Annotated in this window: 13 protein-coding genes; 8 read left to right on the top strand and 5 right to left on the bottom strand. The window is 72.6% G+C overall.

The window, feature by feature from the left end:
• Positions 1-53: 53 nt before the first annotated feature.
• The 3 genes from ACFY9V_RS15555 to ACFY9V_RS15545 are packed head-to-tail and all read right to left on the bottom strand — an operon-like array spanning position 54 to position 2,650.
• Positions 54-1,145 carry an ATP-binding protein gene (locus tag ACFY9V_RS15555; protein WP_355344450.1) on the bottom strand — a complete coding sequence of 364 codons (1,092 nt, stop codon included), beginning with the start codon at positions 1,143-1,145 and terminating at the stop codon, positions 54-56.
• A complete protein-coding gene (locus tag ACFY9V_RS15550) occupies positions 1,142-1,855 on the bottom strand; it encodes a response regulator transcription factor (protein ID WP_188281597.1) in 714 nt (237 codons plus the stop codon). Before ACFY9V_RS15550 ends, ACFY9V_RS15555 begins: the two co-directional genes overlap by 4 nt.
• A 60-nt stretch (positions 1,856-1,915) precedes the next feature.
• Complete coding sequence (locus tag ACFY9V_RS15545) at positions 1,916-2,650, bottom strand: spermidine synthase (protein WP_355344446.1); 735 nt, start codon at positions 2,648-2,650, stop codon at positions 1,916-1,918.
• Between the two features lie 146 nt (positions 2,651-2,796).
• Here ACFY9V_RS15545 and ACFY9V_RS15540 point away from each other — a divergent pair, with 146 nt between their 5' ends.
• Both ACFY9V_RS15540 and lon read left to right on the top strand, forming a co-directional pair.
• A complete protein-coding gene (locus ACFY9V_RS15540; protein ID WP_391161588.1) occupies positions 2,797-3,747 on the top strand; it encodes a class I SAM-dependent methyltransferase in 951 nt (316 codons plus the stop codon).
• Positions 3,748-3,917: 170 nt separating this feature from the next.
• Entirely contained in the window at positions 3,918-6,392 is a 2,475-nt protein-coding gene (gene lon / locus ACFY9V_RS15535; protein WP_355344440.1) for an endopeptidase La, read from the top strand.
• Positions 6,393-6,548: 156 nt separating this feature from the next.
• Here the strand turns inward: lon and ACFY9V_RS15530 are convergent, their stop codons facing one another.
• Entirely contained in the window at positions 6,549-7,421 is an 873-nt protein-coding gene (locus ACFY9V_RS15530) for a lysozyme (RefSeq protein ID WP_355344437.1), read from the bottom strand.
• A 239-nt stretch (positions 7,422-7,660) separates the two neighbouring features.
• Here ACFY9V_RS15530 and ACFY9V_RS15525 point away from each other — a divergent pair, with 239 nt between their 5' ends.
• Entirely contained in the window at positions 7,661-8,074 is a 414-nt protein-coding gene (locus ACFY9V_RS15525) for a MarR family transcriptional regulator (RefSeq protein ID WP_355344462.1), read from the top strand.
• A gap of 16 nt (positions 8,075-8,090) precedes the next feature.
• Here ACFY9V_RS15525 and ACFY9V_RS15520 read toward each other — a convergent pair whose 3' ends face one another.
• Positions 8,091-8,849, bottom strand: a complete 759-nt coding sequence (locus tag ACFY9V_RS15520) for a hypothetical protein (RefSeq protein WP_391161587.1) — start codon at positions 8,847-8,849, stop codon at positions 8,091-8,093.
• A gap of 472 nt (positions 8,850-9,321) precedes the next feature.
• On the opposite strand from ACFY9V_RS15520, the gene ACFY9V_RS15515 reads away from it, so the two are divergent.
• The 5 genes from ACFY9V_RS15515 to ACFY9V_RS15495 are packed head-to-tail and all read left to right on the top strand — an operon-like array spanning position 9,322 to position 14,583.
• Positions 9,322-11,778, top strand: coding sequence for a nitrate- and nitrite sensing domain-containing protein (locus ACFY9V_RS15515; protein WP_391161585.1), 2,457 nt, complete (start codon positions 9,322-9,324; stop codon positions 11,776-11,778).
• Positions 11,779-11,804: 26 nt separating this feature from the next.
• Positions 11,805-12,293, top strand: a complete 489-nt coding sequence (locus ACFY9V_RS15510) for a roadblock/LC7 domain-containing protein (protein ID WP_355344428.1) — start codon at positions 11,805-11,807, stop codon at positions 12,291-12,293.
• A complete protein-coding gene (locus ACFY9V_RS15505; protein ID WP_188281760.1) occupies positions 12,293-12,685 on the top strand; it encodes a DUF742 domain-containing protein in 393 nt (130 codons plus the stop codon). Before ACFY9V_RS15510 ends, ACFY9V_RS15505 begins: the two co-directional genes overlap by 1 nt.
• Positions 12,666-13,274 carry an ATP/GTP-binding protein gene (locus ACFY9V_RS15500; RefSeq protein ID WP_355344424.1) on the top strand — a complete coding sequence of 203 codons (609 nt, stop codon included), beginning with the start codon at positions 12,666-12,668 and terminating at the stop codon, positions 13,272-13,274. Before ACFY9V_RS15505 ends, ACFY9V_RS15500 begins: the two co-directional genes overlap by 20 nt.
• Positions 13,275-13,326: 52 nt before the next feature.
• Positions 13,327-14,583, top strand: a complete 1,257-nt coding sequence (locus tag ACFY9V_RS15495) for a styrene monooxygenase/indole monooxygenase family protein (RefSeq protein ID WP_355344421.1) — start codon at positions 13,327-13,329, stop codon at positions 14,581-14,583.
• Positions 14,584-14,588 lie beyond the last annotated feature (5 nt).

Raw genomic sequence — 14,588 nt, 5'->3', positions numbered from 1 at the left:
TGCGGCGGAGGGCGGCTGGGGGGCGGCCGGGAGCGGCTCGCCCCAACTTTAGGTCAAGGTTGCGCCGTGGAGACACCCGGAAGGGTGACGTGGATGCGGCAGCCGCGAGGGGATTCGGCCACTTCTATCCGCCCGCCGTGCAGGTCCACCGCCCAGCGCGCGATGGCCAGACCGAGCCCCGTCCCGCCGTCGCCGCCCGGATGCGCGCCGCGGTGGAAGCGGTCGAAGACGCGGGTGCGGTCGGCCTCGGGGATGCCGGGCCCCTCGTCGCGCACGTCCAGGTCGAGGCTGCCGGGTGCGCCGCCGCGCCTGGCCCGTACCGTCACCCGGCCGCCCGGCGGGCTGTGCTTGACCGCGTTGTCGACCAGGTTGGCCACCACCTGGTGCAGCCGCTCGCCGTCGGCGTAGGCCGTCAGTTCCGGGGGTGACACGTCCAGGTGCAGGTGGACGTCGGCGCGCGGCCGGGAGCGGGAGCCGGTCGCGGAGGAGCCCTCCATCCCCAGGCTCGCGGTGCGCAGCACCGCCGACAGGTACGGCCACACCTCGAAGCGCTTGGCCTCCAGCCGGACCGCGCCGCTGTCCAGCCGCGAGAGGTCCAGCAGCTGGGTGACCAGCTTGCCGAGCCGTTCGGTCTGCTGGAGCGCCAGCCGCATCGTCTCGGGGTCGGCGGCCGACACCCCGTCCACCACGTTCTCCAGCACGGCCCGCAGCGCGGCGATGGGGGTGCGCAGTTCGTGCGAGACATTCGCCACGAGTTCCTTGCGGTGCCGGTCGACGGCGGCCAGGTCGGCCGCCATCTGGTTGAAGGTCTCGGCCAGCTCGCCGACCTCGTCCCTGCGCACCCGCGCCACCCGGCGGCTGTAGTCGCCGCCCGCCATCGCCTTGGCGACGGCCGTCATCTCGCGCAGCGGCGCGGTCAGGCCGTTGGCGACGATCTGGGTCAGCAGCAGCGAGGCGATGATCGAGAAGATCGTGATGACCCGCAGCTCGGTCGCCGAGTGGATGGCGACGATCACCAGCAGGGTGGTGATCAGCACCGAGATGATCACCAGGAGCTGGAGCGCGGCCTTGATGGAGCGGTACGGGTCCCAGGGCCGCAGCGCGTCCCACACGCGCCGCCACAGCCGGCGCCACCACCGGGTCATGGCGCCGGGGTCTCCAGCGCGTACCCGACGCCGTGCACGGTACGGATGCGCTCGGCGCCGATCTTGCGGCGCAGCGCCTTGACGTGGCTGTCGACGGTCCTGGTGCCCGACGCGTCGGCCCAGTCCCACACCTCGGCGAGCAACTGCTCGCGGGAGAGCACCGCGCGCGGCTGCTGCGCCAGGCAGACCAGCAGCTCGAACTCGGTCGGGGTCAGGTGCACGTCGGCGCCCCTGACCCGGACCCGGCGCTGCGCGTGGTCGATCTCCAGGTCGCCGAGCTGCATGCTGGCGCCGCGCGGGTCGTGCGCGGCGATCGAGGCCCGCTCGACCCGGCGCAGCAGGACGTGCACGCGGGCGGCCAGCTCGCGCATCGAGAACGGCTTGGTCATGTAGTCGTCGGCGCCGACGCCGAGCCCGACCAGCATGTCCGTCTCGTCGTCGCGCGCGGTGAGCATCAGCACCGGCACCGGCCGGTCGGCCTGCACCCGGCGGCAGACCTCGAGGCCGTCGTAGCCGGGCAGCATGACATCGAGAACCAGCAGGTCGGGCTGCCAGGTGTGCGCGGACTCCACCGCGGAGGGACCGTCCCCCGCCGTCCGCACCTGGAATCCCTCGGCCTGCAGCCTGGCCGCGATGGCCTCCGTGATGGTCTGGTCGTCCTCGACCACCAGCACCCGGCGCTGCGTGCCCGTCGTCTGCGCGCTGTCCAATTCCGCCCCACAAGGTCGTCCTGGTTACGGGGGAGCCTACGGGGCAGGTGGGCGCCCTGACTACGCGGCGTTGATCGCCAGGTGCACGACATCCGGAACCCCACGCGTCACTTCCACCTCCAGAGTGCGTACTCCGGAGAAGCCCGCGGCCCGCAGCGCGTCCTCGAAACCGGCCGACGGGCTCGCCGACCACACGGCAAGGACGCCGCCGGCCGTCAGCCGGTTCCGGCAGGCCGCGAGGCCCGCGGGGCCGTACAGACCGCCGTTGTCGTCGGTGACCGTCCAGTCCGGGCCGTTGTCGATGTCCAGGCAGAGCGCGTCGTACCGCTCGCCGGGCTCCGCCACGTACGCCACCAGGTCCCGCTCGACCACCGTCACCCGCGGGTCGTCCAGCGCGCCCGCGGAGAACGGCGCGAGCCGCCCGTCGCGGTGCCAGCCGACGACCGCGGACTCGCGTTCGACGACGGTGATCCGGGACCAGCCCGGCCGCGCGGCGGCGCGCGCGAGGGAGAAGCCGACGCCGAGACCGCCGATGAGCACCGAGCGGCCGGGCCGGTCCGCGCTGTCCGCCGGTTCTTCGTCCAGGTATTCCAGTGCCGCGTCGACAAGAAGGCGTTCGGACCGCCCGTCGGAGGTGTCCATGAGGAAACACCCGTTCGCGATGATCTGGAGCAGGTCGCCGTGCCGTCGCAGCACCACCTCCCCGTACGGGCCTTCCTGCCGGTCGAGCACCACGGGAGCGGTGTGGTCGAAGGCGCGGGTTCCGCTGTAGGAGGATGGGTGTTGGAGGGTCATACGGCCAGTTTGGCGTATGCCGCACGAGGTCATGACCTTATGTCGGCCACCTTTCCATCGGGCGTTAACTGCTCGGTCGTGAGAACTTCATTTCCTCTGCATCGGGGCATGACCTGGGCGGCGAACCGGCGGCGTAAATTCCGCGCATGTCCTCCCTACTGAAGAATCGACTGACCAGGCGGGTGCTCGCCCCCGCTGCCGCACTGGTCGACCGTCGCGTGCAGAGCTCCGCCTCCAAGCTCCGCAAGGAGATCGAGAGCGACCGCAGGTCCCGGGTCGCCGATCTCGACTCGATGCGCAAGAAGGTCGCGGAGCTGGGCGACCAGCAGTTCGCGATCGGTCTGCTCTTCGACAAGACCGGGCGCAGCGGTCCCCGGCTGCCCACCCCGGACCGGATCGACACCCTGGTGCGGGAGATGGTCGCCGTCTCGGGCCGCGACGAGGCCGACGCGCGGCGCAATGTGACGATCGCCTTCCGCAATGTGATCGCGCTCGAAGCCCTGGCCGTCGGCCGCCTGGCCGGTTCCACCTACAACATCTGCGGGAAGCTGGCCACGGTCCCGCTGCTCGACCCGCCCAACGAGGACGTGCTGGAGATCGGCACGCTGCACGGCCTGTTCTCCGCCGCGCTGATGCGGATGCTGCACCGGGCCGGTGTCGAGGCGCGGCTGACCATCGTCGACCCGCTGGCCGGGACGCAGCTCCAGCCGGGCGCCCGGCCGGTCGGCGAGCCCACCGGCACGCCGGTGCGGATGGACGTGGTGCGCGCGAATCTGGCGCTCGGCGGCAAGGCAGGGGAGCGGGCCAGGATCGAGCAGGGCTTCTCCGGCGACCCGGACACCCGGGCCGCGGTCTCCGACCGGAAGTACGGCGTGATCATCGTCGACGGCGACCACTCGGCCGAGGGCGTCATGGCCGACCTGGAGTGGGCAGAGAAGATCGCGGCGCCCGGCGGCATCGTGGTGCTCGACGACTACGGGGACGCCGCATGGACCGGTGTCCAGGAGGCGGCGGACAAGTACCTGGAGACCGGGGAGTCCCGGTTCGAGATGCTGGGCCGGGTCTCCACCTCGGCCTTCCTGCGCGCCAGGAGCTGACCGGGGGAGCTGCGGGGGACCGCCGGGAGCGGGGATCGCCGGGAGTTGGATCGCGCAGGTCAGGACCGCCGAGGCCGGGGATCGCTGAGAGCGAACGCACCCCGGGGAACATTCGAAGTGCCCCACGCATTGAGTCGACATAGCTCAACTTGATTGCCGAAGGGGAGATCATGGCTTCGACGCCCACAACGCTCACTCTGCCCGTGCTGCCCCTGTCCGACGAGGTCGTCCTGCCCGGCATGGTCGTGCCGGTCGACCTGTCGGACACGGAGGCGCGGGCCGCGGTGGAAGCCGCGCACGCCGCCGCCGGATCCGGCGGCCTCGCCGGTGACAGCGGCGACAACAAGCCGAAGGTGCTGCTCGTTCCCCGCGTGGACGGGACCTACGCGGGGATCGGGGTGCTCGGCACCGTCGAGCAGGTCGGCCGGCTGTCCGACGGCGACCCCGGCGCCGTGATCAGGGGCCGCTCACGCGTGCGGATCGGGGCCGGTACGACCGGGCCCGGCGCCGCTTTGTGGGTGGAGGGCACGCCGGTGGAGGAACCGGCGCCCGCGGAGTCGCCCGGCACGGTCGCCGAGCTGATGAAGGAGTACAAGGCGCTGGCCACGAGCTGGCTGCGCAAGCGCGGCGCCTGGCAGGTGGTGGACCGGGTCCAGCAGATCGACGACCTGTCCCAGCTCGCCGACAATTCCGGCTACTCCCCTTACCTCACCACCGAGCAGCGCGTGGAGCTGCTGGAGACCCTCGACCCGATGGCCCGGCTCAAGCTGGCCGTCCAGTGGCTGCGCGACCACCTCGCCGAGCAGGACGTGGCCGAGAGCCTGCGCAAGGACGTGCAGGAGGGCATGGAGAAGCAGCAGCGCGAGTTCCTGCTGCGCCAGCAGCTCGAAGCGGTCCGCAAGGAACTGGCGGAGCTGAACGGCGACCCGGAGAACGAGAGCGAGGACTACCGCGCCCGCGTCGAGGCCGCCGAACTGCCGGAGAAGGTCCGCGAGGCCGCCCTGAAGGAGGTCGAGAAGCTGGAGCGCTCCTCGGACGCCTCCCCCGAGGGCTCCTGGATCCGCACCTGGCTGGACACCGTCCTGGAACTGCCGTGGAACACCACGACCGAGGACACCTACGACGTCCCGGGCGCCCGCGCGGTACTGGACGCCGACCACTCGGGCCTGGACGACGTCAAGGAACGCATCACCGAGTACCTGGCGGTGCGCAAGCGGCGCGCGGACCGCGGCCTCGGTGTCGTCGGCGGCCAGGCGGACGGCGCTTCCGGCAAGAGCGGCGGCGGGCGGCGGGCGGGCGGCGCGGTGCTGGCCCTGGTCGGGCCGCCCGGAGTCGGCAAGACCTCGCTCGGCGAATCCGTCGCGCGCGCCATGGGCCGTACCTTCGTCCGGGTTTCGCTGGGCGGCGTCCGCGACGAGGCGGAGATCCGCGGCCACCGCCGTACGTACGTCGGCGCGCTGCCCGGCCGGATCGTGCGGGCCATCAAGGAGGCCGGGTCGATGAACCCGGTGGTGCTGCTCGACGAGATCGACAAGGTCGGCTCCGACTACCGGGGCGACCCGGCGGCGGCGCTGCTCGAAGTCCTCGACCCGGCGCAGAACCACACGTTCAGGGACCACTACCTGGAGGTCGAACTCGACCTGTCCGACGTGGTGTTCCTGGCCACCGCCAACGTCCTGGAGACCATCCCCGAGCCGCTGCTCGACCGGATGGAGCTGGTCAGGCTCGACGGCTACACCGAGGACGAGAAGGTCGTCATCGCCCGAGACCACCTGCTCCCGCGCCAGTTGGAGCGGGCGGGCCTGGCCGAGGACGAGGTGGCGCTGGAGGAGGAGACGCTGCGCAGGCTGGCGGGCGAGTACACCCGCGAGGCGGGCGTCCGCAATCTGGAGCGCACCGTCGCCCGGATATTGCGCAAGATCGCCGCGCGGCACGAACTGGGCGACCAGGAACTGCCGTTCACCGTCGGCCCCGACGACCTGCGGGCGCTGATCGGACGGCCGCACCACGTACCGGAGTCCGCGCAGGACCCGGAGGAGCGGCGCACGGCGGTGCCGGGCGTGGCCACCGGGCTCGCGGTGACCGGCGCGGGCGGTGACGTCCTCTACATCGAGGCGTCGCTGGCCGACCCGGAGACCGGCGGATCGGGACTCCAGCTCACCGGCCAACTGGGCGACGTCATGAAGGAGTCGGCGCAGATCGCGCTGTCCTTCCTGCGGTCGCACGGCGCGGAGCTGGAACTGCCGGTCGGCGACCTCAAGGAGCGCGGCGTCCACCTGCACGTGCCCGCGGGCGCGGTGCCGAAGGACGGGCCGAGCGCCGGTGTCACCATGACCACCGCGCTGGCGTCGCTGCTCAGCGGGCGCCGGGTCCGTACCGACGTCGCCATGACCGGCGAGGTGTCCCTGACCGGACGGGTGCTGCCGATCGGCGGCGTCAAGCAGAAGCTGCTCGCCGCGCACCGCGCCGGGATCACGACCATCGTCATCCCGAAGCGGAACGAGGCGGACCTGGACGACGTCCCGGCCGAGATCCTGTCGGCCCTCGACGTCCACCCGGTCAGCGACGTCCGCCAAGTCCTGGCGCTGGCGCTGGAGTCGGCCTCCGCCGAGGCCGCCGAGGCGGAGGTGCCGCTGGCCGCCTGACGGCCTCCGGCCGCGGGTCCGGTCGAAGGCCGCGGTCCGGTCGAAGACCGTGGTCCGGCCGTGAAGGCCGTGGTCCGGCCCTGAACACGCGAGTTCCCCGCACCCTTGGGACGAGGGTGCGGGGAACTCGTGCGTGCGGGAGCCGCCGCGAGGTGACTAGCCCAGGGCGAGGGCCTGGAGACGGGACAGGTCTCCGTTGAAGCGGTCCTGGTCACCGGGGAAGGTGCCGGCGTCGCCGTACTGCCAGAAGGTGTAGAAGCCGTAGCCCGCGGGCAGGGTGCCGACCGTGCTGGTGTACTTCGCGATCCAGATCGGGCTGGTGGTGGCGAAGCCGCTGTTGTTCCCGGTGCAGGTGTTCCACCAGTCGAAGGTGGTGTAGATGACCGGGTAGACACCCTCACGCGCGTGGTACTGGTTGGCGAAGGCGTGGATCCAGCTCACCATGCTGGCCTGGCTCAGGCCGTAGCAGGTCGCGCCGTAGGGGTTGTACTCGATGTCCAGCGCGCCCGGCAGCGTCTTGCCGTCGCCGGACCAGCCGCCGCCGTGGGCGATGAAGTAGTCGGCCTGCGCGGCGCCGCCGGAGGTGTCGGGGGTGGCGAAGTGGTACGAGCCGCGGATCATGCCCACGTTGTACGACCCGTTGTACTGCTGCGTGAAGTACGGGTTGGTGTACGACGTGCTCTCGGTCGCCTTGACGTAGGCGAACTTGCCGCCGTTCGCCCACGCGGTGGCCCAGTTGACGTTCCCCTGGTAGCCGGAGACGTCCATGCCGAGCGTCTGCGTCGCCATCGGGGTGACGGTCCCGGCGGACGACGACGAGGAGGCGCTGGAGCCCTCGTGCGCCTTGATGGTGGAGCCCATCCAGTCGAGTTCGGGGTGCGTGAGGTGCCCCGTGCCGCTCGCCGCGCTGGCGGAGCCGGGCAGGACGAACACCATCGCGAGCATGGTGACGAACAGACCGGCCAGCAGGCCGAGCCTCTTCCGGACCGAGCCGGGGCCGTGCACGACGGAGAGATCTCCGTGGGACATTCGTGCCTCCATGGTGGGGACTCGGCATGGCCTTGCAGTGGCCATGACAGATTTGAAGGTAGAGGCGCGACTCCGGGCGTGAAAGGGGGTCAGGAAACCGCCGATGGTCTACTCCTGCGAAATACTTGACGTGCTGCGGAAACAACCGTGAGTGAAGGAAACTTTCAGGCGTTGAAAGCGGGAACGGTGTGAACGAGGCGAGACAGGCGGCGGAAGCGGCCGGATCCGACGACAGCGACATGGACGCGCTGGAGCGCGAACTGACCGTGCTGTTCCGGCGCGCCCGCGCCACCTCGGGCGACCTCGCCCGCGCCGTCCACCCGGAACTGGAACCCGCCGCGTACGGCCTGCTGGTCCGGCTGGAGGAGACGGAACCCGAGCGCGCCACCGAACTCGCGGCGTACTTCGGGGTCGGAAAGGCCACCATGAGCCGCCAGTTGCGGGCCATGGAGGAACTGGGCCTGGTCACCCGCGAGCCCGACCCCGCCGACGGCCGCGCCTTCCTGATGCGCCTGACCGCCGAGGGCCGCGAGCGCTTCTCGCGCGTCCGCACCGCCCGCCGCGAGCGCTACCTGCGCCAGCTCATGGCCTGGGACCGCACGGACGTCGCGGAGCTGGCCCGCCTGCTCCAGCGCCTGAACAACGAGGAGTAGCGCGCGCCCCGCGCGGCTACAGCTCCACCAGGACCGCTGTCGCGTCGTCGTGGCGCTTTCCGCCGGGGGACTCCTCGGCGGCCTCGCGGGCGCGCACGCGGGCGATCAGGGCTTCGGGGCCCGCCTTGCGGAGCAGGGTGAGGACATCGGACCAGGCGTCGTCGCCGAAGACCTCGACGGTACGGGCGGCGCCGTCGGTGAGCGCGGCCAGCGCGCGGACCCGGGAGCGCGGGGTGCGGCCGGTGACGGCCCGCGAGACGACCGCGGGATCGGCGGCGGCGGTGAAGAAACCGCCCTCCAGATTGCGCAGCGGCCCGACCCGTACACCCGCGGCGCGCAGCCGGTCGATCCGGTCGTCCAGCACCGCGGTCACCTCGCCGTCCGGCGACTCCAGCAGCAGCGCCGAGTCCGACAGCACCAGGTGCTCGACGTACTCCTCGTCCCAGCGGACGGCGACCACCGTGGCCTGCGGGGTGAGCGGGTGAGAAAGATCACAGGTGTCACGGTGTGCCGCGGCCGTCCTGCCGATCGCGGCGGACAGAGCGTCGGGAAGCGTCATCTCCGGCCGGGAAACGGACAGTTCGAGCAGCGCGCCGCCGAGCCGGGCGGTGAACCACGGCACCGAGTGCACGCAATCTCCGTTGTCCGGCGGCGGCGTCACCCCGTCCAGCAGGACCACGGCGCCGCCCTGCCCGGAAGCGGGCAGGGCCACGGAGACGAAGTCCTCGTTCGGACGGTCGGGGGTGCCGGGCGCGGTGGCCGTCTCGATGCGCATGGGACCAGTGTGCGGGACCCGCGGGTACGGACGGCGGCCCGCGGGTGTCCCGGCGGTGGCCGGACGGCGGCTCCCCGGCACCCCGCGCGGCGGCCCGGCGTTCGAAACCGCGCCCCCCGCGGACGGCCCCATTGGTACGGACCGGGGCGCGCGGGCCTATGCGCGCGGGCATCCTGCCAAAGGTCGCAGCACCGCGCCAGTGCCGTCCACGCCGGGCGAAGTGTCCCCGCGCACGCCGGACTTGTCGGTCAACTCCTCGTTGCGATTCACTCGTTCGAGTGTCCGGGGGAGCGACGCGTGGCACCTCTCCGGGCGGGGCTGCAAGGGTCGGAGGGACTTCTGCATATTCCCCGGGGACACTCCCGGGCCCGCCGGCGATACGTGATTGCGAGCACCGAAGTTGCGTGAACGACGTCAACCGCGAGAGCGGAGGGTCCGGCAGCCTCTGCTCGCCGCCCTGCTCGTCTGCGCCGTGACCGTCCTGGCCGCCGCCGCTCCAGGCGTCGCCCTCGCGGTCCGCGACCTGTCGCGGGCCCAGGACCGGGCGGACGCGGCCCAGCTCACCACCCGCGCCACCGTGCTCGCCCACTCCCTCGCCGACGAGCGCGACGACCTCGCCGCCTTCGCCGCCGACGGCCGTGACGCGGCCAGCGGCGACGGCCTGCCGGAGGACAGCCGCTCCCGCGTCGACCGCCAGGTCCAGGACGTCGCCGCCGACGCCCCCGCCGGCCTGCGGACCGCGCTCGCCGCGCTGCCCCGCGTCCGGCAGGGCGCCCTCGGCGGCGACGGCGGCCCGCAGAGCGTCATCAGCGCCTACCAGCCGCTGCTCGACGCCCTCGGCAGGACCGCGGGCCCGGTCACCGCGCCGCTGACCCGCGCCGTCACCGCCGCCGCCGTCCAGCGCGGCCTGCTGGTCGCCGCGCTCACCGCGGGCGGCACCCAGCCGGAGCTGACCGCCGCGGCCCAGGTCGCCCACGTCCAGGAACAGGCCGCGCTCGCCGAATTCCGCGCCACGGCCCCCGCCGACCTGCGCGGCCAGTACGACCAGACCGTCACCGGCGCCGACACCGCGCAGGCTGACCGCGACCTCGCCCAGCTCCTCGACGGCGGGCAACTCACTCGCTCCGACCGGGCGCTGGGCGCGAAGCCGGTCAACGCGGCGCTGACCGCCAGGATCGGCCTGATGCGTACGGTCGAGGCGTCCGCCGCCACCGACGAGGCCCGCGCCGCCGCCCACGACCGCGACGACGACGTCACCGCGCTGGAGCTGCGGGCCGCGCTCGCCGCGCTCTGCCTGCTGCTCGTGGTGGGCGTCCTCGTCACCGTCTTCCGCAGCCTCACCCGCCCGCTGGCCGCGCTGCACCGCTGGTCCCGCGCCGACGCCGAGAGCGGCCAGGGCGCCGAGGTGACCGGCACCGACGAATTCGCCGCCGTCGCCCGCCGGGCCAACGCGCTGACGCAGGAGGCCCAGGCGCTGCGCTCGCGCTCCGCCGACCTGGCCGCCGACCGCATCCGCGCGCTCGGCGTGCACGGCGCGCTCTCCGCCGAGCGGGACACGCTGCTGCGCCGCCAGGACGAGCTGACCCGGCAGCTCGCCGCCGCCACCACGCAGGGCGCCGCGCAGCTCACCTACGTCAACCTCAGCCTGCGCACCCTCGGCCTGGTGGAGCGTCAACTCACCCTGATCGAGGGCCTGGAGGACCAGGAGCAGGAGCCGGACCGGTTGGAGACCCTGTTCAAGCTGGACCACCTCGCCACCCGCATGCGGCGCAACAGCGAGAATCTGCTGGTCCTCACCGGCACCGAGCACAGCCACGGCGCCGCCGCCCGCCCGGTCCCGCTGGTCGACGTGGCACGCGCCGCGATCTCCGAGATCGAGCGGTACGACCGGGTACGCATCCAGGTGCTCGCCGTCGCCCGGATCGCGGGCCGCGCCGCCGACGACATCAGCCACCTGCTGGCCGAACTCCTCGACAACGCAACCTCCTTCTCCGCCCCGCACGCCGAAGTGCACCTGTCCGGCTGGCTGCTGGAGAGCGGCGAGGTCATGCTGTCGGTCGAGGACGCGGGCATCGGCGTACCGCCGGAACGCCTCGGCGAGCTCAACGCGGTACTCGCCGACCCCGACCCGGCCCCGCCCGGCACGGTCTCCGGCATGGGCCTGTACGTGGTCTCCCGGCTCGCCCACCGGCACGGCGTCCGGGTGCAGTTGCGCCCGCAGAAGCTCGGCGGCACCGCCGCCGTCGTCGTGCTGCCGCGGGTCCTGCTCCCGGCCGCGCAGCCCGACGAGCAGCCCGCCACGCCGGTGGAGGCCGCGCTGGCGGGCGAGCCGATGCCCGCGGCCACGACGCCGGCCGGCGCAGGGGCCGACGCCCCGTCAGCCACGGAACCGGCCGCCGAACCCGCCGCCGCCGCACCGGAGTTCGGCCGGGCGCCCGCGCCCGCCGCCGACCCGGCCGTACCGCGCCAGACCGAGCACACCCGCCCGGCTCCCGACGGCGGGACCGCGCCAGGACAGGGCGCCTCCCGGCCCAGGCACCGTAGGGTGTCCGCAGCCGACACGCCTGCCGCGCCCGTCGGCGGCAGCCTCACCGGCAAGGGGCTGCCGCAGCGGACCCCGCGCAGCACCGGTCTGACCGGAGAGCCCGCGACGCGCGAGCCGCAGCGCGGGGGACCGGTCGACGCCGAGGCGCTGCGGCGCAAACTGGGCGGTCTGCAAAGGGGATTGCAGGCCGGACGGCGGGACGTCGAGGAGGAGATCACCAGCGGATCAGGACCGGTCGCCGGGGCAGGAGTGGTGATACCGGAGCAGGGAGCCGGAGCGGGACCGGGAGCGGTGGAGGGCACCGCGGTCACGACCACGGACGTGCGAGGGGACGACCAGGGGGACGCAGGCCCAGCCGAAACCGTTGAGGAGGCGACCCGTTGAACGCGGTCGGCACGCAAACGAAGGACTTGAGTCATGAGGCGCGCAATCTCCAGTGGCTGTTGCAGAGCTTCGTCGAGGAGGTGCACGGCGTCCGCTCGGTCGCCGTGGTCTCCTCCGACGGCCTGCTGCTGATCACCTCGCACGCCGAGGCCGACGCGTCGCCGCCCCCCGCGCCGCCGGCCGACGAGGACCCGGCGGTCCCCGCCCCGCGGAAGAACCCCGCGGGGGACCGCGGCGACCTCGCCGCCGTCGTGTCGGGCCTGGCCTCCCTCACCGTCGGCGCGGCGAAGCTGATGGACGGCGGCAAGGTCCGGCAGACCACCGTCGCGATGAGCGACGGCGCGTTGTTCGTCATGTCGATCAGCGACGGCTCGCTGCTGGGCGTGCACGCGGGCGCCGACTGCGACATGAGCGTCATCGCCTACCACATGGCCCTGTTCGTCGGACGGGCCGGACACGTCCTGACCCCCGCACTGCGCAGTGAGCTGCGCCACGCCCTGGAGAGTGCCCGCTGATGCCGTCGCTGCCCCAACGCGGAGCCGACCGGCGCACCGCGCGCGTACGCCCGTACGCTTTGACCGGCGGTCGCACGCGGTTCGGCCATGTGCTCATGGTCGAGACGTTCGTGGCCACCGTTGACGGTCCGGGCGAACAACTCGCCCTCACCAGGGGCGACTGGGCCGAGCGCGTGATGCCCGAGCTGCGGGCGATCGTCGAACTGTGCCGCAGAATGCGGTCGGTGGCCGAGATCTCCGCACTCCTGCGGATGCCGCTCGGCGTCGTCCGTGTCCTGATCAGTGACCTGGCGGACCAGGGAAGGATCCGCGTGTACGGAACCGGGCACGGGCCCGGCAGCCCCGACCGCGCGCTGCTCGAAAGGGTGCTCAGTGGACTTCGCAGGCTCTGACCAGCAGGACGGCCTGCAAGAGTGGCAGAAGGAACGCGGCAGGGCGCCGGTCTCCACGAAGATCGTGGTGGCGGGCGGCTTCGGCGTGGGCAAGACCACCTTCGTCGGCGCCGTCTCCGAGATCGCACCGCTCACCACCGAGGCGGTGATGACCCAGGCCAGCGAGGCCGTCGACGACCTCGCCGCCACTCCCGACAAGACCACCACCACGGTGGCCATGGACTTCGGCCGGATCACCCTGGACCAGGACCTGGTGCTGTACGTCTTCGGCACGCCGGGACAGCAGCGCTTCTGGTTCATGTGGGACGACCTCGTGCGCGGCGCGATAGGCGCGGTCGTGCTCGCCGACACCCGCCGACTGGCCGACTGCTTCCCGGCGTTGGACTACTTCGAGGGCACCGGTCTGCCCTACACGGTCGCCGTCAACCAGTTCGAGGGCACGGCGCAGTACACCCCGGACGACGTCCGTGAGGCACTGGCCGTACCCGCCCACATCCCCGTATTGGTGATCGACGCTCGCAAGCGGTATTCAGTGGTGGAGGCGCTGCTGGCGCTGGTCGGGCACGCGCTGTCCGAACAGCCCATGTAGTGGCCGCGGTTGACGCCGCCTTACGAAGTCCATCGACCTGAAGCGAGCCGTTGTGCGCAAGATACTCATCGTCGGAGCCGGGCAGGCCGGGCTCCAACTCGCCCTGGGCCTCCAGTCCCAGGGCTATGACGTCACCGTGATGTCCAACCGGACCGCCGACGAGATACGCGGCGGCCGGGTGATGTCCACCCAGTGCATGTTCGCCACCGCGCTCCAGCACGAACGCGACCTCGGGCTGAACTTCTGGGAGGACCAGGCGCCGCGCATCGAGGGAGTGGGTGTCTCCGTCTCCGCGCCCGACGCCTCACGGCCGATCGACTGGGTGGGCAGGCTGCGCGGTCACGCGCAGTCCGTCGACCAGCGGGTGAAGATGGCCGGCTGGATGGAGACCTTCGCCGAGCGCGGCGGCAAGCTCGTCATCCACGGTGTGGCCGTATCGGATCTGGACTACTTCTCCCGCGCCTACGACCTGGTGCTGGTGGCCGCGGGGAAGGGCGAGATCGTCTCCATGTTCCGCCGGGACGCCGCCCGTTCGCCCTACGACGCCCCCCAGCGGGCGCTCGCGGTGTCGTATGTGCACGGACTCGGGCCGCGCCCCGAGCACCCCGACTTCTTCGCGGTGCGCTGCAATCTGGTGCCGGGCGTCGGCGAGTTGTTCGTGATGCCGACGCTGACCACCTCGGGCCCGGCCGACATACTCTTCTGGGAGGGCGTGCCCGGCGGCCCGGTCGACGTCTTCCAGGGCGTCAAGGACCCCGCGGAGCAGCTCCGCCTCACACTTGACCTGATGCGCCGCTTCACGCCGTGGGAGTACGACCGGGCGGGCTCGGTCGAGCTGACCGACGCGGGCGGCACGCTCGCCGGGCGGTACGCGCCGACCGTGCGCGAGCCGGTCGGTGAACTGCCCTCGGGCGGGCTGGTTCTGGGCGTCGCGGACGTGGTGGTGGCCAACGACCCGATCACCGGCCAGGGTTCCAACAACGCCGCCAAGTGTGCGGCCTCGTACCTGGCGAGCATCGTCGAGCGCGGCGAGCTGCCCTTCGACCGCGCGTGGATGCAGAGCGCCTTCGACCGCTACTGGAACCACGCGGCGCCGGTCACCAAGTGGACCAACGCGATGCTCGCGCCGCCGCCGGAGCACGTCCTCGGCCTGATCGGCGCGGCGGGCGGGCTCCAGCCGGTCGCCGACCGCTTCGCCAACGGCTTCGACGACCCGGCCGACTACGAGGAGTGGTTCTTCGACCCGGAGCGCGCCGGGGCATATCTTGCCGAGGCGCAGGCCGCGGCGGGCGCCGGGCCCTCCGCCTAGGCGTC

It is taken from the genome of Streptomyces sp. NPDC008317 (genome assembly GCF_042955955.1).
In the GTDB taxonomy this organism is placed as follows: domain Bacteria; phylum Actinomycetota; class Actinomycetes; order Streptomycetales; family Streptomycetaceae; genus Actinacidiphila.
Note: the sequence above shows the minus strand (reverse complement) of the source record. Positions and strands in the feature narration are given on the sequence as shown.

What these genes read in the sequence shown, in the direction of transcription:
- ACFY9V_RS15555 (WP_355344450.1), bottom strand. Translation starts at nt 1,145, where the DNA reads ATGACCCGGTGGTGGCGCCGGCTGTGGCGGCGCGTGTGGGACGCGCTG.
- ACFY9V_RS15545 (WP_355344446.1), bottom strand. Translation starts at nt 2,650, where the DNA reads ATGACCCTCCAACACCCATCCTCCTACAGCGGAACCCGCGCCTTCGAC.
- ACFY9V_RS15540 (WP_391161588.1), top strand. Translation starts at nt 2,797, where the DNA reads ATGTCCTCCCTACTGAAGAATCGACTGACCAGGCGGGTGCTCGCCCCC.
- lon (WP_355344440.1), top strand. Translation starts at nt 3,918, where the DNA reads ATGGCTTCGACGCCCACAACGCTCACTCTGCCCGTGCTGCCCCTGTCC.
- ACFY9V_RS15530 (WP_355344437.1), bottom strand. Translation starts at nt 7,421, where the DNA reads ATGTCCCACGGAGATCTCTCCGTCGTGCACGGCCCCGGCTCGGTCCGG.
- ACFY9V_RS15525 (WP_355344462.1), top strand. Translation starts at nt 7,661, where the DNA reads ATGGACGCGCTGGAGCGCGAACTGACCGTGCTGTTCCGGCGCGCCCGC.
- ACFY9V_RS15520 (WP_391161587.1), bottom strand. Translation starts at nt 8,849, where the DNA reads ATGCGCATCGAGACGGCCACCGCGCCCGGCACCCCCGACCGTCCGAAC.
- ACFY9V_RS15505 (WP_188281760.1), top strand. Translation starts at nt 12,293, where the DNA reads ATGCCGTCGCTGCCCCAACGCGGAGCCGACCGGCGCACCGCGCGCGTA.